At 68.4% G+C, this 21,221-nt stretch carries 21 protein-coding genes; 12 read left to right on the plus strand and 9 right to left on the minus strand.

All coding sequences use genetic code 11. The features are described 5' to 3' along the window. Window positions 1-9: 9 nt before the first annotated feature. Window positions 10-1,146, minus strand: coding sequence for a GuaB3 family IMP dehydrogenase-related protein (locus VGB75_12680; protein ID HEY0167888.1), 1,137 nt, complete (start codon window positions 1,144-1,146; stop codon window positions 10-12). Window positions 1,147-1,221: 75 nt separating this feature from the next. Here VGB75_12680 and VGB75_12685 point away from each other — a divergent pair, with 75 nt between their 5' ends. The 4 genes from VGB75_12685 (at window position 1,222) to VGB75_12700 (ending at window position 5,903) form a co-directional block, all read left to right on the plus strand. Continuing rightward, window positions 1,222-1,647 (plus strand): VOC family protein, encoded by a 426-nt coding sequence (locus VGB75_12685; GenBank protein ID HEY0167889.1) that lies wholly within the window; start codon window positions 1,222-1,224, stop codon window positions 1,645-1,647. Beyond that, complete coding sequence (locus tag VGB75_12690; protein ID HEY0167890.1) at window positions 1,647-2,225, plus strand: tRNA (cytidine(34)-2'-O)-methyltransferase; 579 nt, start codon at window positions 1,647-1,649, stop codon at window positions 2,223-2,225. The genes VGB75_12685 and VGB75_12690 overlap by 1 nt, the downstream gene beginning before the upstream one ends. A 66-nt stretch (window positions 2,226-2,291) precedes the next feature. After that, window positions 2,292-4,256: a prolyl oligopeptidase family serine peptidase gene (locus VGB75_12695; protein ID HEY0167891.1), complete on the plus strand. Its 1,965-nt coding sequence runs from the start codon at window positions 2,292-2,294 to the stop codon at window positions 4,254-4,256. Window positions 4,257-4,625: 369 nt separating this feature from the next. Next, window positions 4,626-5,903, plus strand: coding sequence for a DUF222 domain-containing protein (locus VGB75_12700; GenBank protein HEY0167892.1), 1,278 nt, complete (start codon window positions 4,626-4,628; stop codon window positions 5,901-5,903). A 100-nt stretch (window positions 5,904-6,003) separates the two neighbouring features. Here the strand turns inward: VGB75_12700 and VGB75_12705 are convergent, their stop codons facing one another. Next, a complete protein-coding gene (locus VGB75_12705; GenBank protein ID HEY0167893.1) occupies window positions 6,004-6,135 on the minus strand; it encodes a hypothetical protein in 132 nt (43 codons plus the stop codon). Window positions 6,136-6,723: 588 nt separating this feature from the next. On the opposite strand from VGB75_12705, the gene VGB75_12710 reads away from it, so the two are divergent. After that, window positions 6,724-7,206 carry a hypothetical protein gene (locus VGB75_12710; GenBank protein HEY0167894.1) on the plus strand — a complete coding sequence of 161 codons (483 nt, stop codon included), beginning with the start codon at window positions 6,724-6,726 and terminating at the stop codon, window positions 7,204-7,206. Between the two features lie 81 nt (window positions 7,207-7,287). On the opposite strand, the gene VGB75_12715 is transcribed toward VGB75_12710, so the two are convergent. After that, window positions 7,288-8,451 (minus strand): DUF4062 domain-containing protein, encoded by a 1,164-nt coding sequence (locus VGB75_12715; protein HEY0167895.1) that lies wholly within the window; start codon window positions 8,449-8,451, stop codon window positions 7,288-7,290. A gap of 527 nt (window positions 8,452-8,978) precedes the next feature. Between VGB75_12715 and VGB75_12720 the strand changes: the two genes are divergently transcribed. Further along, window positions 8,979-9,227 carry a helix-turn-helix transcriptional regulator gene (locus VGB75_12720; GenBank protein ID HEY0167896.1) on the plus strand — a complete coding sequence of 83 codons (249 nt, stop codon included), beginning with the start codon at window positions 8,979-8,981 and terminating at the stop codon, window positions 9,225-9,227. Window positions 9,228-9,474: 247 nt separating this feature from the next. After that, window positions 9,475-10,260, plus strand: coding sequence for a hypothetical protein (locus tag VGB75_12725; protein ID HEY0167897.1), 786 nt, complete (start codon window positions 9,475-9,477; stop codon window positions 10,258-10,260). Between the two features lie 226 nt (window positions 10,261-10,486). On the opposite strand, the gene VGB75_12730 is transcribed toward VGB75_12725, so the two are convergent. Together VGB75_12730 and VGB75_12735 are read right to left on the minus strand one after the other, a co-directional pair. Further along, window positions 10,487-10,942: a hypothetical protein gene (locus tag VGB75_12730; GenBank protein HEY0167898.1), complete on the minus strand. Its 456-nt coding sequence runs from the start codon at window positions 10,940-10,942 to the stop codon at window positions 10,487-10,489. 2 nt (window positions 10,943-10,944) lie between these two features. Next, window positions 10,945-11,886 (minus strand): recombinase family protein, encoded by a 942-nt coding sequence (locus tag VGB75_12735; protein ID HEY0167899.1) that lies wholly within the window; start codon window positions 11,884-11,886, stop codon window positions 10,945-10,947. 21 nt (window positions 11,887-11,907) lie between these two features. Here VGB75_12735 and VGB75_12740 point away from each other — a divergent pair, with 21 nt between their 5' ends. After that, the gene (locus tag VGB75_12740) at window positions 11,908-12,168 is read left to right on the plus strand and encodes a hypothetical protein (GenBank protein HEY0167900.1); all 261 of its coding nucleotides are present in this window, start codon (window positions 11,908-11,910) and stop codon (window positions 12,166-12,168) included. A gap of 115 nt (window positions 12,169-12,283) precedes the next feature. On the opposite strand, the gene VGB75_12745 is transcribed toward VGB75_12740, so the two are convergent. The 4 genes from VGB75_12745 to guaB form a co-directional block, all read right to left on the minus strand. Next, entirely contained in the window at window positions 12,284-12,550 is a 267-nt protein-coding gene (locus VGB75_12745) for a hypothetical protein (protein ID HEY0167901.1), read from the minus strand. Between the two features lie 179 nt (window positions 12,551-12,729). Continuing rightward, complete coding sequence (locus VGB75_12750; GenBank protein ID HEY0167902.1) at window positions 12,730-12,909, minus strand: hypothetical protein; 180 nt, start codon at window positions 12,907-12,909, stop codon at window positions 12,730-12,732. Between the two features lie 123 nt (window positions 12,910-13,032). Further along, entirely contained in the window at window positions 13,033-14,460 is a 1,428-nt protein-coding gene (locus VGB75_12755) for an MFS transporter (protein ID HEY0167903.1), read from the minus strand. 307 nt (window positions 14,461-14,767) lie between these two features. Beyond that, window positions 14,768-16,258 carry an IMP dehydrogenase gene (gene guaB, locus VGB75_12760; GenBank protein ID HEY0167904.1) on the minus strand — a complete coding sequence of 497 codons (1,491 nt, stop codon included), beginning with the start codon at window positions 16,256-16,258 and terminating at the stop codon, window positions 14,768-14,770. A 298-nt stretch (window positions 16,259-16,556) separates the two neighbouring features. Between guaB and VGB75_12765 the strand changes: the two genes are divergently transcribed. The 4 genes from VGB75_12765 to VGB75_12780 all read left to right on the plus strand — a co-directional run bounded on the left by VGB75_12765 (window position 16,557) and on the right by VGB75_12780 (window position 21,140). Beyond that, window positions 16,557-17,366, plus strand: a complete 810-nt coding sequence (locus VGB75_12765) for an ABC transporter ATP-binding protein (GenBank protein HEY0167905.1) — start codon at window positions 16,557-16,559, stop codon at window positions 17,364-17,366. 1 nt (window position 17,367) lies between these two features. Next, window positions 17,368-19,971 carry an FtsX-like permease family protein gene (locus VGB75_12770; protein ID HEY0167906.1) on the plus strand — a complete coding sequence of 868 codons (2,604 nt, stop codon included), beginning with the start codon at window positions 17,368-17,370 and terminating at the stop codon, window positions 19,969-19,971. A 146-nt stretch (window positions 19,972-20,117) separates the two neighbouring features. Then, the gene (locus tag VGB75_12775; GenBank protein ID HEY0167907.1) at window positions 20,118-20,510 is read left to right on the plus strand and encodes a DUF5319 domain-containing protein; all 393 of its coding nucleotides are present in this window, start codon (window positions 20,118-20,120) and stop codon (window positions 20,508-20,510) included. Between the two features lie 393 nt (window positions 20,511-20,903). Beyond that, entirely contained in the window at window positions 20,904-21,140 is a 237-nt protein-coding gene (locus VGB75_12780; protein ID HEY0167908.1) for a WhiB family transcriptional regulator, read from the plus strand. Window positions 21,141-21,221 lie beyond the last annotated feature (81 nt).

Consider the following 21,221-nt stretch of genomic DNA (forward strand, 5'->3'; position numbering starts at 1 on the left):
CAGTGAGGATCAGCGCAGGCCGGTGACGATCAGCTCGGCCTTCTGGAACTCCTTCACCGAGGAGTAGCCGCACTTGGCCATCACCCGGCGCAGCGATCCGAACAGGTTGCGCTCACCGCTGGGGTCCGCGGTCGGGCCGAGCAGCAGCTCAGCCAGCGACGGACGGTCCTGCGGGTCGACGCCGAGATCCACCAGGGTCGAGCGCGGCACCCGAGGATGGGAGGCGGTGGGGTCCCAGTAGCGCCCGCCGCCCGGAGCTTCAGCCGCGCCTGCCAGCGCCTCGCCGAGCATCACCGCGTCGGCTCCGCAGACCAGCGCCTTGGCGATGTCTCCGCCGGTGGTGATGTCGCCGTAGGCGATCAGGTGGACGTAGCGGCCGCCGGTCTCGTCCAGGTAGGCCCGGCGAGCCGCGGCCGCGTCGGCGATCGCGGTGGCCATCGGGACGTCGATGCCCAGCGCGGAGTGGGTCGTCGAGCCCGAGTGGGCCCCGTAGCCGACGATCACCCCGGCCGCGCCGGTGCGCATCAGGTGCAACGCGGTCTGATAATTCGTCACGCCGCCCACCAGCACCGGGATGTCGAGGTCGGCGATGAAGGTCTTGAGGTTCAGCGCGTCGGCCGCGGCGTCGTCGGAGGCGACGTGCTCAGCCGAGATCACGGTGCCCTGGATGACGAGCAGGTCGACCCCGGCCTTGAGCACCGCCGGTGACAGCGCCACCGTGTGCTGCGGCGACAGCCGGACCGCCACCCGGACGCCGGCGGCCTGCAGGTCGCTGGTGCGGCGAGCCAGCAACTCAGGCGAGACCGGCTGGGCGTAGAGCTGCTGCAGCATGCTGGTGCTGCAGCCGGAGGAGTCGGCGATGCTGGCCAGCGCCTGCGCCGGGTCCTCATAGCGCGCCCACAAACCCTCGCCGTTGAGCACGGCCAGGCCACCGAGGCGTTCGATCTCGGCCGCCGTCGACGGTGACACCACCGCGTCCGAGGGCGCGGCCACCAGCGGCAGCTCGAAGGTGTGCGCGTCGATCTGCCAGGCGGTCGAGACCACCGAGGACCCCCGGGTCCGCCGGGTCGGCACCAGCGCGACCTCGTCCAGGTGGTACCCGCGGCGGGCGTCACGGCCCAGTCCGATCTCAACGGTTTCAGGCATGTGCCAAAGTCTGCCCTATGCCCTTGGCTGGCCGGTGCGGGCACGGCGGCGGGGGTCTCAGGGAGGGCGCTCATCATGATCGGACGGCTGCACCACATCGTTCTGGACTGTCCCGATCCCGGTGTCCTGGCGCGGTTCTACGCCGAGCTGCTGGGCTGGCCGATCAGCTGGCAGCAGCCGGACTGGGTGGTGGTCGCCGCCAGCGATCGCTCGTCCGGCCTGGCCTTTCAGGCGGTGGCCGACTACCGGCCGCCGGACTGGCCCGATCCGGCGCGTCCCCAGCAGCTGCATGTCGATGTCATGGTGGACGACCTCGACGAGGCCGAGCCGCTGACGCTGGCCCTGGGCGCTCGCCGGTTGAGCGCACCGGACTCGGCTTGGCGGGTGTACGCAGACCCGGCCGGGCACCCGTTCTGCCTCATTCCGCGACCGTCGTGGGCGCCGCCGGTGGGTCCGGCGGACTCGGCGGGCTCGGCGGCAGCAGCCGGACCGGAGTCCTGATGTTCCGGATCGCCTTTCTGGAACCGAAGATCCCACCCAACACCGGCAACGCCATTCGGCTGGTGGCCGCGACCGGCAGCGAGCTGCACCTGATCGGGCCGCTGGGTTTCGACCTGTCCGACGCCAAGCTGCGCCGGGCCGGACTGGACTACCACGACCTCGCCTCGGTCATCGTGCACCGCGATCTGCAAGCGGCTTGGGAGGCTTGGGCCGACCCGACGGCCTCGACCGCCTCAGCCGCCTCAGCCGCCTCAGCAGGCTCTATCAGCTCAGCCGCCTCAGCCGCCTCCGCCGGCTCTATCAGCTCAGCCGCCTCAGCCGCCTCCGCCGGCAGCCGGGTCTACGCCTTCACCACCCGGGCCGGCACCCGTTTCACCGATGTCAGCTACCAGCCCGGTGACATCCTGCTGTTCGGAACCGAGCCGTCCGGGCTGCCGCCTGCGGTGCTGGCCGACCGGCGGATCAGCGCCGAGGTGCGCATTCCGATGCTGGCCGGACGGCGCTCGCTGAACCTGTCCAACGCCGCGGCGGTCGCGGCGTACGAGGCCTGGCGTCAGCACGACTTCGCCGGCGCCTGAGCCTGCTCCACCGAGTCTCGTCCAGGAGAATTCGGCAAGCACGCCCGAGCCAGGCATGATCTGGCTATGCAGACAGCGCCTTACGGCTCGTGGACCTCACCGATCAGCGCCGCCGACCTGGTTCGCACCGAGCACCCCGCCTCCGGCGGCCGTTACGTGGGCGGCGAGCTGTGGTGGACCGAATCGCGGTCGGCCGAAGCCGGCCGCCAGTCCGTGCGCAGGTTCGATGACAAGGGCGAGCCCGTGGACATCCTGCCCGCGCCGTGGAACGCCCGCACCCGGGTGCACGAGTACGGCGGCGCCTCGTGGGCGGCCGGTCCTGACGGCAGCCTGCTGTTCACGGAGTTCTCCGACCAGCGCCTGTACCGGTTGGCCTCCGGCGCGAGCGTGCCGGAGCCGCTGACGCCGACCGGCTGGGCGCCGGCCACGCTGCGTTACGCCGAACCCCAGCTGTCAGCCGACGGCGCCGAGGTCTGGTGCGTCCGCGAGAGCCACCAGCCCGACGGCGCCATCAACCGTGACATCTGCGCGGTGCCCTTGGACGGCTCCGCCGCCGAGGACCCCTCACGCATCCGGTCGTTGGTGTCCGGCTCCCACTTTCTGACCCACGCCAGGTTGTCACCGGACGGCGCCAAGCTCGCCTGGATCGCCTGGGAGCATCCGCAGATGCCCTGGGACGGCACTGAGCTGCGAGTGGCGGAGCTGACCGCGGACGGGGTGTGCGGGCCGTGGCGGACCCTGGCCGGCTCGACCACCGAGTCGGTGCTGCAGCCGGAATGGGCCGACGATGACAGCCTGTTCGTCATCAGCGACCGATCCGGCTGGTGGAACCTCTATCGGATCTCGCTGGCCGAAGGCGCCTCCGCTCAACCGCTCTGCCCGCGTTCGGAGGACTTCGGCGGCGCGCTCTGGCAGCTGGGCCGCCGCTGGTACGCACCGCTGGGCGACGGCCGGCTGCTGACCGTGCGCACCCTGGGCACGGACCGGCTGGCGCTGCTGGACCCGGGCACCGGTGAGCTGACCGACCTCGACCTCGGCGACCTGAGCACCCTGGTCCTCAACGGCGTCTCCGACGGCCGGGTGGTGCTGACCTGTGCCGGCGCCCGGACCGGCGCCGGCCTGCGATCACTCGATATGGCCACCGGCGAGCTGACCGACCTGCGGCTCAACAGCGACGAGCTGCCGCCGGCAGCCTACCTGCCCCAAGCGATGCCGATGACCTTCACCGGGCCGGGCGGGCGCGACGTGCACGCCTTCGTCTACCCGCCCACCAACCCCGATTTCAGCGGACCCGAGGGTGAGCTGCCGCCCTACGTCGCGTTCGTCCACGGCGGCCCGACCTCACACGTCTCGCCCACGGTGAGCCCGGTCATCTGCTACCTGACCAGCCGCGGGATGGGCGTCGTCGACGTCAACTACGGCGGCTCGAGCGGTTATGGCAGGGCTTACCGCGACCGGTTGCGCGGCCAGTGGGGCATCGTCGACGTCGAGGACACCGTGGCCGCCGTGCGCGGGCTGGTCGAGGCCGGCATGGCTGACGGCGATCGGCTGGCGATCGAGGGCGGCTCGGCAGGCGGCTGGACGGTGCTGTCCGCGCTGACCGGCACCGAGGTGTTCGCTTGCGGGGTGTCCTACTTCGGCGTCGCGGAGCTGGTGAAGTTCGCCGAGTCGACTCATGACTTCGAATCCCGTTATCTCGACGGGCTGATCGGCCCGTTGCCCGAGACGCTGCCGCTGTATGAGTCCCGCGCCCCGCTGTCCAACGTGGACGGGCTGTCCTGCCCGGTGCTGCTGTTGCAGGGCCTGGATGACCCGGTGGTGCCACCGGCGCAGTCGGAGATGTTCCGCGACGCTCTGGTCGCCAAGGGAATCCCGCACGCCTATCTGGCCTATCCCGGTGAGTCGCACGGCTTCCGGCGGGCCGAGACCCAGATCCACGCGCACGAGGCGGAGCTGTCCTTCTACGGACAGGTGCTGGGTTTCGAGCCGCCCGGGATCCCCAAGTTGGAGCTCTGGCGGCCGGCGGACTAGCGGGGCGGCGCCGCCGGCGGCTTTCGGCTGCCGGCGGCTGCTCGGGTGTCGCTGTGGCTCGGTGTCGCTGTGGCTCGGTGTCGCTGTGGCTCGGTGTTGCTGTGGCTCGGTGTCGCTGCGGCTCGGTGTCGCTGTGGCTCGGTGTCGCTGTGGCTCGGTGTCGCTGTGGCTCGGTGTCGCTGTGGCTCGGTGTCGCTGTGGCTCGGTGTCGCTGTGGCTCGGTGTCGCTGTGGCTCGGTGTCGCTGTGGCTCGGTGGTCGCAAGTGGTTGGTGTGACTAGTAATCCCCTTAGCCGATAGGGTTGTTCCTGCCCTCGGCGGCTCAGTATTGTCAGACCCTTACCCTAGTGTCTGATGTATGACAGCAGCGGTGAGCACGAGCGAAGCGGCGGCGCTGGCCACAGCGCTGCCTGCTGCGGTAGCTCAGCTTGCCGGGTGCTCATTCTCGGGCCTCGCTGACGATGACCTACTTGTGGTGCTGCGGCTCGCGGAGCGGGCTCGCCGCCAGCTCGAGGCGCTCGACCACCTGCTGGTCGCCGAGGTCGAAGCACGCAACCTGCCTGGCCGGTACGTGCTGCGCGGGTCGAAGCAGCTGCTGTCAGGCCTGCTGAACCTGTCGCCCGCCGAAAGTGGAACCCGGGTGCGCCAGGCCCACCAGCTCGGCCCGCGGACTAGCCTGACCGGCGAACGACTCGCGCCGCTGCTGCCTGTCACCGCCGCCGCCCGCGCCGACGGCTCGATCACTGCTCGGCAAGTTGACGTGATCATCGCGGCAATGGCCAGGCTGCGCGACGCACGTTTGCCCGTCGAGCAGCAGGCGGATGCCGAAGCATTTCTCGTCGAGCAAGCGCACCGCTTCGACGCGGGCACCCTGACCGGAATCGCCCGGCAGTTGCTGGACACCCTCGACCCGGACGGCAGCCTTGCCGAGGAGCGGACCCAGCAGCGACGGCGGTTTCTCAGCTGCCATCCCAACGGCGACGGAATGCACCGACTCACCGCCGACCTCGACACCGAGACCGCGGCCCTGGCGATGACGGTGCTGCACTCGCTGGCCTCGCCGAAGCCCTCCGAGGCAGGCGAGCGCGACCAACGAACCGCGGGCCAGCGGATGCATGACGCCTTTCGTGCCGTGCTGAAGCTGGCGCTGCGCGCCGGAGATCTGCCGACCTCCGGCGGCGTTCCGGCGACTGTGCTGATCACCATGACGGCTGAGCAGTTTCAGACCGGCACCGGGCTCGCCAGCACCAGCTACCAGCAGAAACTGACCGTCGATCAGGCGCTCCGGATCGCCGACGAAGCAGCCATCTCCTGGATCGTGCACAACAGCAAGGGCGGTATTCTCAATTACGGCACCACCCGACGAGTGGCGACCGACAAGCAGACCCTCGCCCTGATCGCCCGGGATAAGGGTTGCGCCTTCCCCGGGTGTGCCGACCCACCCGAGTGGACCGAGAAACACCACATCACGCCATGGGCGGCAGGCGGCGCGACGGATCTGGACAACCTCTGTCTGCTGTGCGACCACCACCACGACCGCATCGACACCGGCGGCTGGCGCATCACCATGCGCGACGGCTTGCCCTGGTTCACCCCGCCGGCCTGGATCGACCCGGAGCAACGACCGCAGCGCAACATCCGGCCATGAAGGGGACTCGAACGCCGTCGACTCACTATGCGGCGCGACCGACCTCGACAACCTCACAAGTCGCTGATACAACCTCTGAGAGCTGATTAATGGGAAGTGGTTAGTTCTGGGCTCCAGCGTGGTCGAGCATGGCCGGGATGATCGCGACCTGGTGGTCGAGGTTGAGCAAGTCCCGCGATTGGCCGAGCTGCTGCTGCTCGCTCTTGCCGACTAGGTCGTGCAGTGCGAGCAACGCCGGAAAATTCCTAGTGCGGCCACCGCCGGGCACGCACCGGCCCTGTGGGACGTCAGCGCCACCCTCCTAGGAGTCTGTGGAAGAATCCGCCCGTGAGCCAGGGGAGCCTCCGCGACAGCGCGAAGACGCACAACCTCGTAGCGGTCGCCCTCGTCGGGGTCATCGTTGTGTGTGCGGTTGTTCTGGGCGTCGAGAAGCCGAACACGGCATGGACGGTTGGCCTGTCCGTTATTTCAGCGGTCGCCGGCGCTCTCCTTGGAAATGTAGTGCGGCTCGACCTCTCGCAGAGTGTTTACCGCGTCCAAGCCCGACCAGCGACTCGGCACTTATTCGATCAAGTGCAGCGGTTGAGGGGCTTGGTGATCAGAGTTGAGCAGTATGGGGCCACCTGTCGGCAGGAAGAAATTTCGCGTGATCGTGCGTCTGATTGGTTTACCTCCGTCGGGAACGAACTCCGAGCCGAAATTGAAGCAACGGCGACCGCAATAGAAAACTGGAGTGACCTCGCGGCGGACGTGCGAACCGAGGAGTGGAACAAGTATCTGAGCCGCAGTTCCCGTCTGCCTGGACATGGAGGACCGTCAAGTGGCTGAGCGAATCCGGGGCAAGGTCGCACAAATTAATAGTGACCATGAGCTGATCATCAATCGCGGAGAGAACGACGGAGTAAAGCGAGGGTCGCACTTCTATATCCGCGGCGAGCCGCTGACCGTAGAGGACCCGGATACCGGGGAGCCGCTCGGAAAAGTCCTCCCTATCAAAATGGTCGTGCGCGCGGAAGAAGTGAGTGAGAGGTTCTGCATTGCCCGAACCTTTCGTTCAAAGCGAGTAAAAGTGCGAGATGCTGAGCCTGGGAATGAGAACCTTGGCTTAGGTATGTCATGGCGCCAGCTATTGCAGCCTCCTCGGCCCGCAGAATATGAAATGCAGGTCGAAACGTTCCGCATGGACCCGAAAAAAGGATCGCCAATATCAGCTAACGAGAGTGTGATACGGGTCGGTGATGTCGTGGAGTCCGTGCTGCCTGGCGAGGACATCGATCCGGTGACCACGACTCTCTTTCATTGATGCGTCCGAGAACACCCCATCACAGCCTGGCAGCACGGCGGCGTCACCGATCTGGCAACCTCGCTACCCCTTAAGCGATCCTCAGCCCTCATCTACAGGTTGATCATTGACGTCAGCCGAGGCTTCCTCCAGCCCAGCAGCTGATCCAAGATTTGTCTGAGATGTCTTCAGTGCGCGGAGCTGGATCACTCGGGTTTGCCCGAATGGCGTCAGACTCCAGTATGAGCGCGTATCATTTACGCTCCGCTTTCGAGAACTCTTTTCGATTAATCCGAGTGCCATCAGCTGTACTAGCACCGTTCCGAAGTCTTCATCATCGACTTCGCGGCTAGTAATTCTGATGGTATTGGCTGATACGGCTGTGTGTTTGTTCATAATGGATTGCTGAAAACCGTCACGCAGTTCCATGTATTTTAAAAGACCCACCTGAGATTGAAGGGCGTCCCGTAACGCTGATTCCTCGCACTCCTGCAAGAGGCTGGGACCGATGGCAGCGAAGACCTCATTCCATTCGACTGAGAGAAAAACCCATTCGGCTGCTGACGTCTGGCCGCCGTTTGCGTTCTTATATGAACCACGTACTAGGAATGGAAGTGTGAATTCTTCGCTACCTTGCGCTAAGCCTTCCGTTCCTGGAGGGGGTCCAGTCCTCACAGCGCCAAGTTGCTGCTGTAAGTCCTCAATGCGTGCGTGCGCATCCGCAAGGGCCTGCAGGGACTGCGCATTCGTCAGAGTATCCGCGCGGACCCAGCCGACTGCGGGGTAAGAACGTATGAACCGGTTGAATGAAAGAGCAACTTGGCCAGCGAGTGAGTCAGGTCCGTCCCAGAATTTTACATGCTTACTCGAACGTACTTTCTCTCTAAAGGCAGACAGTTTTGCCTGCATAGCTTCAGTCGATTCCGATAACACCATCGGTATCTGCTCAGGCTTGGCATGAAGAAATGCCATAACGGGTTTCCCTTGCTTGACGGCATAGTCATATTCTTTCTCTGTGTAGCCCACGTCATCCACTGGGTCCAATGATCCATACTTACCGCCAATCACGAGCAAGTAATAGTCTGAATCATCAATGACGCGCTTGATGAGGGTCCATGCGTCGTCGTCAGCCGCTGGAAAGAGTTCCATCCTTGCCGGAAAAGCATCGCATTCGAGAAGTGCGGCTATCACTGCCTTCCGTTCAAGCTTGAGATCGAGGTATGTGGAGCTGACGAACACCTGATAGCGCTTTTGATCGTTGGCCACGTTTCACTCCTCGGAAGCGGCGATACGCCGGCGTCATGACTTCACTTGATGTAGCAACATAACTCGGGCAGGTGATCCAACCGGTCTGAGGCTCACAGCCCGCGTGTCAGGGCATTGGTGGGGCTGAGACGTCCCGGTCGAGTTCGTCGGCTTGGTCTGCGGCGACGATGAGGGCGGCGGCGAGTTGGCGAGCGGTGCCGGATGGTAGGAGTGCGACGAACCGCGCGGCGACGGTTGGTGGTTCGCCGATGACCCGCACGAGCCGGTTGCTGTCGCGGCCTGCGCGCCGAACGGCGAGGTCAACAGTGAGGTCGATCGACTTGCCGACTTCGTTGATAGCGACGGCTTCCGGGCGACTGGCCGGGAGACGCAGAACGGTCCGTGGTCAAGGCCGGGCGGTAGGTCGCAGAAGGTGGCGTGGGGACGTGGCATGGCGCTCGGCCTTCCGGGTGAGCCGTTACGGTCCTCCTCAGAACAGTCAACGAACCTGTACTGCGGTCAAGGCTCGTTGACTGCACTCTGGATAAGTGCCCCGCCGATCCGAGCCTAACCACGAGGCGCTGCGGCACGAACTGTCCCGGCTGCGGGCTGAGAAGCGGCTCACCTACGACAAGCTCGCGGAGCTGACCGGGCTGTCCCGCACGGTGCTGATCAACCTGGAGCACGGCACGACGCGAGGTTCGCTGGACACTTGGCACCGAGTCGCCCACGGGCTCGGCGTGCCGCTGGGCAGCTTGATGGACCAGCTCTGCCACGGACACCGCCCACCTTCCTAACCACGCTGCGTACGCCTATGACACCGGCTTCTTGACGCGAACTTACAGCCGTGTCATTCTTTCCAGCGAGCCCGGTTTTCGATGAGCCGCGGTGACTACGAATAGATGACGGGTCGCTCGACGGACCCGGCCCACAACGGGGCAGCGGGTAGCTGCCTGGGGTTGAACACAGACGAACTAGAAGGCTCCGCGTCGAGGTGGGGCAGAAGTCATCGAGCTTCTGTCCCTGCGTGTCCCCGGAGCCGATGTGTCCCCGTCACCTACCACCTCCAGCGATCCCGTCGCCGACCTACTGAACCGTCCAGTCCCGGCGCATTGGTCACTGTCCTTCTACCCCGACGCGCGGGAGGCCGGCGGCGCGTTCGTCCCGTCCCGGCCATATCCGCGTGGTGGCGGGGTCAAGGGGCAGGCGCGGAATCCTGAGCGGGCACGGATAGAGGCTGCCCGTCGCGCGAAGGGGAAGCTGCGACGGTATTGCGCGGCCAACCGGCTCAACCGGCTGGGCACCCTGACCTACCGAGGCGCAGGCTGTCATGACCAGCGCGAGGTCCGGGCCCATGTCGGTGCGTTCTTCCGGACGTTGCGGGCCGAGCTGGACAGTAAGCCGGTCGCGTATGCGTGGGTGCCGGAGTGGCACAAGACCGACCACGGGCTGCATCTGCATTTCGCGGTCGGGCGGTTCATCCCACGGTCGCTGATCGCAGCCGCGTGGCCGCACGGCTTCGTCCATATCAAGGTGATCGGTGACCTGCCGGTCGGGTCCGGCTCACTGGGTGAAGCCCGCAATGCAGCCGCCTACCTGTCCAAGTACGTGGCGAAGTCCTTCGCCGATGAGACCCGGATCGACGGGCTGCACCGCTATGACTTGGCGCAGGGTTTCCAGCCTCGCGTGCAGCGGATCACCGGCCGCAGCCCGGACGCGGTGATCGACGAGGCATCCACGCGCGTCGGGTCGAATCCGATCCTCCGGTGGTCATCTGCCGACGTTCCGGACTGGCAGGGCGGCCCGGCGATCTGGGCGCAGTGGGCCTGACATGCCCGACGGTCAGACCTTCACCGCGGAGGAGGTGGAGGAATGGACTCGGGCATCCTGCCTGGCACAGGGTGTGCCGGTGAAGGTGGCTGATCCGGTGCTGGTCGGCCGCGTTGGGGCGCTGCTGGGCGTCGGCCCGGGTGTGCGGGTGGCGGCGGATGGGAGGCGCGCTGCAAGCGGAGCGAGCGCGCCTCGCGCCGCCGTGACCGCTGACCGTGGTGGCGGCTTACAGCTTCCAAACCGGTCGCACCCGTGTCGGGTCCAAGGTGCGGGCGCCGGGCTGGCCGGGGCCGATTACGGCGTGGTCCAACAGAGCGGTGATGATCGCCGTCTGACGGTCGAGGTTGAGCGAGTCCCACGCTCGGCCTAGCGCCTGGCCGTTGCCGATCAGCGACGGCAACGCGTCGGTATCGTTCGCGCGGGCCAACCGTCGTTCTGCGCGGGTGATCCGGTCCTCGATGGGCTTGCGGGCGGCCAGCCATTCCCGCATGGTGATCGACCGGGCGGCGTAGGCGTCTGCGAGTTCGTCCAGCTGCTCCCTGTCCTGGCCGAGCTGGGTAGCTACCTCGGCCAGAGCCTCGTCCTGCGCGGTCCGTCCGGCCAGCGCGTTGGCAAGCTCGGGGGTATCGAGCCGGAACAGCACCGCCTTGGCGATCAGCTCCTCGACCGGCTCAGCGACCACCGTCAACCTGCCGCAGCCGCCGTGATCCGGCCCGGACAAGCACACGTAACGGCGGCGATCGCCCCGGGCGGCGGAATAGAGCGGTTGCCGCACTTACCGCACCGCAGCAAACCCGACAAGGCATACCGTCGAGCTGACCGGCGGCCTGACACCGCCTTCTGCTGCATCAACGCCCGGATGCGCCGGTGCTGCTCCTCGCTGATGATGCCCGGCCACGCCGCCGGCCCCACGATGACGCCTTGGTGCTCACGTAGGCCGGCGATCCGGCCAGAGGACAGCACCGATTTCAGGGTGGTGGTGCGCCACGGTTTGCCGGCCACCGTGGACACCTCGCTTTCCTCCAGCCAGGCAGCCAGTGACCGTAGCGACTCCCCGGCCAGGAACCGGTCAGCCAACTGGCCGACGATCGCGGCCTCGCTGTCAATCACAACCATCCGGGTTTCGTCATACCCGAACGGGCGAAGCGACCCGCCATGCGGCAGACCGGCGGCGGCGTTGGCCTGCATCTTGCGCCGCACCCGAGCCGAGCGCCGGCCGGACTCCTTCGCCGCGAACGCCGCGAACATCCGCGCCATGAACAATCCGTCGTCATTGCCCAGGTCGATGTCGGCGGTCACTGTCGCCACGTTCGTGACGCCGGCCTTCTCGCACAGCGTCACGAAGTCCTCAAGCTCGGCCGGCTGTCGGTGCAGCCGGTCGAGGTTGTAGACGAGCACCGCGTCCCGCTCACCCGCAGCCAGATCAGCCAGCAGCCGCCGGTACGCGGGCCGAGTTTTGCCCGAGTAGGCAGACACATCGTTGTCCACGTACTCCTCAGCCACGACCCAGCCGCGCTCGCTGGCAAGCTTGCGGCAGTCCTCGACCTGGCGCTGCACGCCAAACCCGCGACCATCCTGGTCGCTAGAGATCCGGGCGTAGATCGCGGCTGCTCGCACTGCCGTCACTAGGGGGCAGCTTAACGATCAATGGACAACCTCACCCTGCTCTGCAACTACCACTACGACCGCGTCGACACCGGCGGCTGGCGCATCACCATGCGCGACTTACCTGCCCTGGTTCACCCCGCCGGCCTGGATCGACCCGGAGCAACGACCGCAACGCAGCATCCGGCCGTGACGAGGCTGAATGGTCAGCTGAGGATGCGCGCCAGGTCGGGATGCACCGCCCCGCTGGCTACTGACCCGGATGACCCGGATGACCCGGGCAGGGCTGAGCGCGCTCGTTGACTCCTTGCACCTGCTATGTCGCGGGAGTTCCCGGCTTCGCACCCCCGCTCGGTGGGACCGCGGGCAACGCCGCATTCACAGCCAGTCGCTGAGGCCTCCCCAGCGAGTCAGCGAGTCAGCGGCGCGGCGGTGCCAGGGTGAAGTCGGCGTCGGTGACAAGGAACCCCAGGTGGCTGCCCGGCCGCAGCCAGCGCGCCGGCCGTCCCTCGACGCCCACCCGGACGGCGGCCAGCCGCAGGCGCGCCCGGCCGAAGCAGGCAGCCTGGCGAGCCGCGCCATCCGGCCAGGGCTGGATCAGGCGGCCGGTGAACCGCGCCGGCAGCCGCGGCCCGAGCGGCCGCGCCTGGGCGGTGACCGACCAACCGGGACCGGTGGCCCTCATCGCGTGCTGGCCAGGGTCGCCGGTGAAACGCGCGGGCTCCTTCGGCAGCGCCCAGTTCCGCCGCCGCCAGCGATGCTGGCCGGCGAGTCGACCGCGATGAACGCGACGCTCAGCGCCGGCACCAGCTCACGAATCGATTTCGGCAGACGGGGCAGGGCGATCAGCGCCTGCACCTCGCGTTACTGCCCGACCGGCGTCACCCGGTAGGCGATCAGCGCGCCGAGGCAGGCAAGCCCGGCGCGTCGCCGCCGGCTCAGCCATACGACGGCGTCGCACCGGCAGCGCCAGGGCGGTCCGGCCGTCTCGGCCGGCAGCAGCGCCGCGGTCGCGGAGTCCAGCTCGGGCATCGAAAAGTCCATCGCCGCATTGTCGCCGACCAGCCAAAGCCGCCGACCAGCCAAAGCCGCCGACCAGCAAAGCCGCCGACCAGCCAAAGCGTCGGCGATCAGCCAAGCCTCGGCCGGGCACGCCGGGATCGCCCGTCAGTCCCCGCGGTGAGGGATGAGCAGGCAACTGCCGCCGGCCAGCACGGTCACTGCGGCAATCATCAGCCAGGCGCGGTCGAAGTCGGCGGCTGCCGAGAGCTGGCGGGCGCCGCCCAGCACTGCGACCAGCATGGCCACCCCGAGGACCGAACCCAACTGCCGGGCCATGGTCACCACCGCCGACCCCGTGGAGAAGCTCTGCGGCGGCAGCGGCGCGACCGCTGCGCTGATCAAGGTCGGCAGGGTGAGCCCGACCCCGACGCCGGTCAGCAGGATGCCGGGCAGCATCGTGGTCAGGTACGCCGGCTCGACGGACAACCGGGCCGTCCACCACAGCAGGCCCGCCAGAAAGAACACGCAGCCGCCCATGGCCACCCGGCCGGCGCCGATGCGGCGGGCGACCGGGCCAAGGGCGACCGCGAGCACCGGCACCATCAGCGGGCCGGGAGCGATCGCCAGGCCGGTCCGCAGCGGCGTCCAATGCCAGACCTGCTGGCACCACAACACCGCCGCCAACAGCATCGCCGCGAACGCCACCGCGAACAAGAAGTTGGCCGAGGTCGAACTGCCGACCGCCGGAATCCGCAACAACGGCAGCGGCAGGATCGGCGAGGGATGGCGGGCCGAACGGTAGGCCAACCACGCCAGCAGCACGAGCGCCGCCGCCAGCGACCCGAGCGTGCGGCCCGAGGTCCAGCCCCAGTCCGAGCTCCGCACCACCCCGACCGACAGCACCGCGACGCCGAGGGTGAGCAGCGCCGCGCCGGTCAGGTCCAGCCGGTCAGCGGCAGGGCGGGGCGCGGCGTTCGGCAGCGCGCGCAGCCCCACCAGCACCGCGCCGATCCCGATGGGGACGTTGATCAGGAACACCCAGCGCCAGTCCAGCTGGGTGAGCAGGCCACCGACGACCGGGCCCAGAGCGGCGGCCAGGCCGCTGATCGCGCTCCACAGCCGCACTGCGGGCACCCGGCGCTCCGGCGGCGCCGCGGCAAGCAGGAGTCCGAGCGAGGCGGGCAGCAGAGTCGCCGCGCCGACCGCCTGCAGCAACCGGGCCGCGATCAGCGTCCACACCGACGGCGCCAGAGCGCACAGCACGGAGGCGAGGGTGAACACGGTGACGCCGAGCAGGTAGGCGTTGCGCGGGCTGGTCCGGTCGGCGAGCCGGCCGGCCGGCACCAACCCGGCGCCGAACACCACCGCGTAACCATTGAGAATCCAGGACAGCGAGGCCAGTGAGGCCCCGTCGAAGTGCGCCCCGATATCTGGCAATGCCACGTTGACGATGAACACGTCGAGGTTCGACATGACCACGCCGGCCGCCAACACCGCGAAGACAAGGGGGAAACCTGCCTTCGTCGCGCTGGCCGGCGCGCCGGTCGCGGTGGAGGCCATGCGGCCGCCGCCAGCTTCGCCACGGTCACTCATCTAGCTTCCCTCTCCCTGAAGGCGTCCGCCGTCGACAGCTCCAGTCCTCGGCGGGTCGTTCGTCCCCTCCACCGGAAATCGGCGGGCCAGCCGGTCATAGCCCGAATGTACCGGCGCGAGCAGCCCGCCCAGTGAGCGAATTCTGCTCACTTCACGCCCCGGCAGCGACCGGGCCGACCGTGGGAACGCCTCCTGCGTCAGCTGACCTCACGTGGCCGGGCAGGCAGGCATGCGGCGCCGCTGAGCGGCTTGGCCCCCGGCGTCGAGCCGGCCCGGCACGAACCCGCGGGCCAGCCGGCGCTGGCCGTCAGCGCGAGCTGTAGTTCGGCGCCTCGACCGTCATCCGGATGTCGTGCGGGTGCGATTCCTTCAGCCCGGCGGCGGTGATGCGAACGAACTGCGCGTTGCGCTGCAACTCCTCGATCGTGTGCGCGCCCACGTAGAACATCGACTGCCGCAGCCCGCCGACGAGCTGGTAGGCCACCGCCGCGAGCGGGCCGCGGTAGGGCACCTGGCCCTCGATGCCCTCGGGGATCAGCTTGTCGTTGTCGGTCACGTCGCCCTGGAAGTACCGGTCCTTGGAGTAGGACTTGCCCCGCCCCCGGGTCTGCATGGCGCCGAGGGACCCCATTCCCCGGTAGGACTTGAACTGCTTGCCGTTGATGAACACCAGCTCGCCGGGCGACTCCTCGCAGCCGGCCAGCAGCGAGCCGAGCATCACCGTGTCGGCGCCGGCGGCCAGGGCCTTGGCGATGTCACCGGAGTACTGCAGCCCGCCGTCGCCGATCACCGGCACCCCCGCGGGCTTACAGGCCAGCGCCGCCTCGTAGATCGCGCTCACCTGCGGAACGCCGACTCCGGCGACCACCCGGGTGGTGCAGATAGAGCCGGGGCCGACACCGACCTTGACCCCGTCGGCCCCGGCGTCCACCAGCGCCTGCGCGCCGGCCCGGGTCGCGACGTTGCCACCGACGATGTCGACGTGGTCGGCCGAGGGCTCCTGCTTCAGCCGCCGGATCATCTCGGTGACGCCCGAGGCATGCCCATTGGCGGTGTCGACGATCAGGACGTCCACCCCCGCCTCGACCAGGGCCATGGCCCGCTTCCAGGCGTCGTCGAAGAACCCGACCGCCGCACCGACCCGCAGCCGCCCGGAGGCGTCCTTGGTGGCCAGCGGAAATTGCTCGCTCTTGGTGAAGTCCTTGACGGTGATCAGGCCCTGCAGCCGGCCGGCGGCGTCGATCAGCGGCAGCTTCTCGATCTTGTGCTTGGCCAGCAGGCCCAGCGCCACGTCCTTGTGCACGCCGACCTGGGCGGTCACCAGCGGCATCGGAGTCATGACCTCACGGACCTGGCGCGAGAAGTCGGTCTCAAAGCGCAGGTCCCGGTTGGTGATGATGCCCACCAGCAGGCCGTCGCGGTCGACCACCGGCAGGCCCGAGATGCGGTAGCGCCCGCACAGGGCGTCGACCTCGGCCAGTGTCGCCGTCGGCGAGGTGGTCACCGGGTGGGTGACCATGCCGGCCTCGGACCGCTTGACCAGGTCCGCCTGCTGGGCCTGCTCCTCGATCGAGAGGTTGCGATGCAAGATGCCGATGCCGCCCTGGCGGGCCATCGCGATCGCCAGCCGAGACTCGGTGACGGTGTCCATCGCAGCCGACACCAACGGCAGCTGCAACGTGATGTTGCGCGACAGCCGCGCCGAGGTGTCGACCTCGCTCGGGATCACGTCGGTCGGGCCGGGCAACAGCAGCACGTCATCGAAGGTCAGGCCCAGGTTGGCGAATTTCGCTGGCACGCCCCCGGCCTGATCGGGCAGGCTGTATTCGGGAACAGCGCCGTGCTCGGCGAGTGCGTTGGTCTCAGGGTCTGGCGAGTGGTTGGTGTTCACGCGAACTCCTCGATGCCGGTAACCCATCCTAGGGGCGGTTGAGCTCCGACCCCGGGTTCAGCAGCCGGCAGGTGAGCAAAACCTCAGGGCTGATTCAGGGTTTCCCCCACTGCCTCAGCCCCGGCGCATCCGGAAGTGTGCACCTTGCGTCACGGCAACATCCGACCCGCAAGCACGGCGGCCGGACATCATCGAAAGGCCTGTCATGAACTCGCCCGTCAGCACCCCAGCCGTCAGCACCCCAGCCGCCAGCGTCCCGAACGCCGGCGGCCAGCAGCGCGGCATCGCCGCCCAGGCAATCGAGCTCAGCAAGATCTACGGCAGCGGCGACACCCAGGTTCGCGCGCTGAACGCCGTCTCGGCGGATTTCGCCCGCGGTGAGTTCACCGCGATCATGGGCCCCTCGGGCTCGGGCAAGTCCACCCTGATGCACTGCCTGGCCGGATTGGACACGGCCAGCTCGGGCTCGGTGCGGATCGGCGACACCGAGCTGACCGGCCTGTCGGACAAGAAGATGACCCAGCTCCGGCGGGACCGGGTCGGCTTCGTCTTCCAGGCCTTCAACCTGGTGCCGACGTTGACCGCGCTGGAGAACATCACGCTGCCGATGGACATCGCCGGCAGGCGCCGCGACGCCGAGGACCAGGCCTGGCTGACCTCGGTCATCGACACCCTGGGCCTGGGCGACCGGCTCGGCCACCGGCCCTCGGAGCTGTCCGGCGGCCAGCAGCAACGGGTGGCCTGCGCCCGGGCGCTGGCCGGCCGTCCGGAGATCATCTTCGGCGACGAGCCGACCGGCAACCTCGACTCCCGGTCCTCCGGCGAGGTGATGGGCATCCTGCGCAGCTCGGTCAGCCGGCTCGGCCAGACCGTCGTGATCGTCACCCATGACCCGCGGGCGGCCAGCTACGCCGACCGGGTGGTCTTTCTGGCCGACGGCCAGATCGTCGACGAGATGCGCGCGCCCACCGCCGACTCGGTGCTGGACCGCATGAAGAACCTCGAGCAGGTCTGAGATGGCGACCCCGTCAAGCACCCTGGCCAAGCCCGGCGCGTCCGGCCCCAGCGGCGCCCCACGCGCCGTCCCAGCAGCCAAGCCCGGCTCGGCGATGCGCAAGGTGTCGCTGCGCAACCTGGCCGCGCACAAGGTCCGGCTCGCCCTCACCGTGCTCTCGGTGGTGCTCGGCACCGCCTTCGTGGCCGGCTCCTTCGTGTTCACCGACACCCTGCAGCGCACCTTCGACGGCATCTTCGAAGACGTCGCCACCGGCGTGGACGTCCGCGTCTCGGGACAGGACGACAATGGCAGCGGCGTTCCGCTGGCCGATCTGGACCGGCTGCGAGCGGTGCCCGGCGTTCAGGCCGTCCAGCCCGGCATCACCGGTCAGATCGTGTTGCTCGGCTCGGACGGCAAGGCCGTCAAGGGCGGCGGCGCGCCGAGCCTGGGACTGTCCTACCTGCCGCCGGACCAGCAGATCGGCGAGCAGTTCAGGTTCAAGGCCGGAGCGCCGCCGGCCCGGTCCGGCCAGATCGCCCTCAACCCCGGCGCCGCCAGGCTGGGCAAGCTGGACATCGGCTCGCGCACCAAGGTGCTGGTTCCCTCCCAAGGCATCCTTGACGTGACGCTGACCGGCATCTATGAGACCGAGACCGAGACCGGCGGCTACATCGGCGCCCTGTTCACTCAAGCGCAGGCGTTGCGGCTGTTCACCGACGGCAAGCACGTCGGCTACGTCGACGTGGCAGGCGACGGGGTCTCGCAGGGGGAGCTGCGCGACCGGGTCGCCCAGGCGCTGCCGCAGCTCAAGGCCAAGACCGGCGACGAGGTCCGCCGCGACGTCAAGGCCGACATCAGCAACGCCCTGCAGTTCATCAACTACTTCCTGCTCGCCTTCGGCGCGATCGCGCTGCTGGTCGGCACCTTCATCATCTACAACACGTTCTCGATGCTGGTGGCGCAGCGGCTGCGCGAGCTGGCGCTGTTGCGGGCGATCGGCGCCAGCCGACGCCAGGTGAGCCGCTCGGTGCTGCTGGAGGCCAGCCTGGTCGGGCTGGTCGGCAGCGTGCTCGGCATCGCCGGCGGCGTGGGCCTGGCCTACGGCCTGCGGGCGCTGCTCAACAGCTTCGACGTCGGGCTGCCCAGCGGTCCGCTGCAGCTGCAGCCGCGCACCGTGCTCATCGCGCTGGCCATCGGCATCGGCGTGACGATGTTCAGCGCCTACTCCCCCGCGCGGCGCGCCGCCAAGATCGCTCCGGTGGCGGCGATGCGCGAGGAGTTCGCCTCGACCGGGACCTCGCTGCGCCGGCGCACCGCGATCGGGGCGGGGGCCGGGCTGCTCGGAGTGCTGGGCCTGGTGGCCGGCGCCGTCGCCGAGCCCGGCGGCAGGGCGGCGGGCCTGATCGGGCTGGGCGCGCTCGGCCTGATCCTCGGAGTGCTGCTCGGGGCGCCGGCGCTGTCCAGACCGGTGATCGCCGTGATCGGCGCCGGCCTGGGGCCGGTCTTCGGCACGGTCGGCCGGCTGGCCCGGACCAACGCGGTGCGCAATCCCCGGCGGACCGCGGCGACCGCCTTCGCCCTGACCCTGGGCCTGATGCTGGTGACCACCATCGCGGTGTTCGGCGCCTCGGCCAAGAAGAGCATCAACGGCCTGGTCGACAACGACGTCACCGCCGACTACATCCTCACCGGGCCGGACGCGATCGGCGTGCCGGTGGCAGCCGCCCCCGCGGTGGCCAAGGTCAGCGGGGTGGCCGCCACGGTGCGACTGCATTTCGCGCAGGTGAAGATCGACGGCCGCACCGAGTACGGCACCGGCGTGGACGGCCCGCTGGAGCGGGTTCTGCGGGTCCGGATGCTGAAGGGCAGCGCCGATCTGAGCGGGCGCGACCTGCTGGTGTCTCAGAAGTGGGCCGAGGACAACGGCTGGGGCGTGGGAAGCGCCGTGGCGATGCGGACCGCCGACCAGAACACCGTCACCGCCCGGATCGGCGGCATCTACGAGGACAGCCAGCTCCTGGGCAACTGGCTCGCCTCCGGCGCGCTGTACCGCGAGTTGACCCCGAGCCGGATGGTGATGGACGAGGTGGTGCTGGTCAAGGCGGCGCCGGGCGCCGACCTCGCGGCGATGCGCGCCGGCCTGGAACGGGCCACCGACCCGCTGGTGGTGGTGCAGGTGCAGGACCGCGAGCAGTTCAAGGGCGAGGGCGCCAGCCAGATCAACGCGCTGCTGGCGGTGCTGTACGGGCTGCTGGCGCTGGCCATCGTGATCGCGGTGCTGGGCATCATCAACACCCTGGCGCTGTCGGTGGTGGAGCGCCGCCGCGAGATCGGCATGCTGCGGGCGGTCGGCGTGCTGCGCCCGCAACTGCGGCGCACCATCTACCTGGAGTCGATGCTGATCGCGGTGTTCGGGGCGATCGTCGGGGTGGCGCTGGGGCTGACGTTCGGCTCGCTGTTCGTCCACACCCTGCGTGAACAGGGCCTGAACCACATCTCGGTGCCGGTCGGCCAGGCGTTGCTGATGCTGGCGTTGGCCGCGGTGGTCGGCGTCCTGGCCGCGCTGTGGCCTGCCGCCCGGGCGGCGCGGACACCGCCGCTGGCCGCGATCGCCGACCTGTAGGCGCCACGTCGCGCCCGGGCGCTCAGGCCCGGCCCGTCCCCGCACAGGGCTGACGGGTCGGGCCTGAGCGGGTCGGATGGGAAAAATCCGGAAGAAGAATTGGCCAGAATTGGAACGGAGCGGCCAACGAGCGTTACCGTTGACGGGTGACCTCTCGAGATTCGTTCTCCGATCCGCACAGCGGACCGTTAGATCCGTTCCTGGGGGACCCCAACGATCCGTCCAACCTGTTGGACGATCTAGACCCGGTCGAACCGCTGACCGACACCGATCTGCAAGAGATCGCCGCCGATCTGGCTGAGCTGACTGAGTTCGAAGCGGCCCTGAGCCCCCATGAGATTCACGGCATCGTGGTCGACTGCGCGGACTGCGGCGAGCAGCACTACTTCTCGTGGGCGCTGATGGCGGCCAACCTGCGCAGCCTGCTGGGCAACGGCCGCACCGGCGTGCACGAGCCGGCCGCCCGGCCGTTGACCGACGCCTACGTCAGCTGGGACTACGCGCGCGGGTTCACCGACGCGCTGGCCCACCGCAGCTGAGCCAGCGCTCGTCGGGCTGGCGGCCCGTCGTCGCTCCTTGGGGGCTGACCCCTGGGCAACTGGGCTTCCCGGCTGCCACCCACACCGCTGACCCTGGACAACTGGGCTTCCCGGCTGCCACCCACACCGCTGACCCTGAGGCAACTGGGCTTCTAGCTGCCACCTAGCCCCGCTTACGGCTCGGTGAACGCGCCCGAGATGGGCGATTTCGTCTATAACAGCGTCCAATTCAACTTTTCTGCAACCACTTGCCTACTCTGCGTCACCTTTTGCCCGACCTGGTCGTTAATCGAGCACTTGGCACCTAATGCCAGTGCAGATTCGGCTCGGGAGGTAACGATGGCGGATGTGTCCCGCTTACCAGCGCCGCGTGCGGATGATTGGGACTGGCAGATGAAAGGCGCCTGCCGAGGCCTTGACTCCTCGACGTTTTTCCACCCCGAGAACGAGCGCGGGCCATCCCGCGCCCGCCGGGAACGGGCCGCCAAGCAGGTGTGCGCTGCGTGCCCGGTGGCCCAGGCGTGCCTGAACTGGGCTCTGCAAACCCGGGAGCCCTACGGCGTCTGGGGCGGCAAGTCCACCGAGGAACGCGCCCAGCTGATCCGGCTTCAGGCCAGTTACGCCAGCTGAGAGTCGGCCCCGAAAAGCCGACTCCCCGCTCGCATCCAGACGATGCGAGCGGGGAGTGGCCTCGGTCAAGGTGTGACCTTC

The organism is Jatrophihabitans sp. (assembly GCA_036399055.1).
In the GTDB taxonomy this organism is placed as follows: domain Bacteria; phylum Actinomycetota; class Actinomycetes; order Mycobacteriales; family Jatrophihabitantaceae; genus Jatrophihabitans_A.

Coding starts and splice junctions, on each gene's coding strand:
- VGB75_12680 (HEY0167888.1), bottom strand. CDS start 1,146: ATGCCTGAAACCGTTGAGATCGGACTGGGCCGTGACGCCCGCCGCGGG.
- VGB75_12685 (HEY0167889.1), top strand. CDS start 1,222: ATGATCGGACGGCTGCACCACATCGTTCTGGACTGTCCCGATCCCGGT.
- VGB75_12690 (HEY0167890.1), top strand. CDS start 1,647: ATGTTCCGGATCGCCTTTCTGGAACCGAAGATCCCACCCAACACCGGC.
- VGB75_12695 (HEY0167891.1), top strand. CDS start 2,292: ATGCAGACAGCGCCTTACGGCTCGTGGACCTCACCGATCAGCGCCGCC.
- VGB75_12740 (HEY0167900.1), top strand. CDS start 11,908: ATGGACAACCTCACCCTGCTCTGCAACTACCACTACGACCGCGTCGAC.
- VGB75_12745 (HEY0167901.1), bottom strand. CDS start 12,550: ATGAGGGCCACCGGTCCCGGTTGGTCGGTCACCGCCCAGGCGCGGCCG.
- VGB75_12750 (HEY0167902.1), bottom strand. CDS start 12,909: ATGGACTTTTCGATGCCCGAGCTGGACTCCGCGACCGCGGCGCTGCTG.
- VGB75_12755 (HEY0167903.1), bottom strand. CDS start 14,460: ATGAGTGACCGTGGCGAAGCTGGCGGCGGCCGCATGGCCTCCACCGCG.
- VGB75_12765 (HEY0167905.1), top strand. CDS start 16,557: ATGAACTCGCCCGTCAGCACCCCAGCCGTCAGCACCCCAGCCGCCAGC.
- VGB75_12770 (HEY0167906.1), top strand. CDS start 17,368: ATGGCGACCCCGTCAAGCACCCTGGCCAAGCCCGGCGCGTCCGGCCCC.
- VGB75_12780 (HEY0167908.1), top strand. CDS start 20,904: ATGAAAGGCGCCTGCCGAGGCCTTGACTCCTCGACGTTTTTCCACCCC.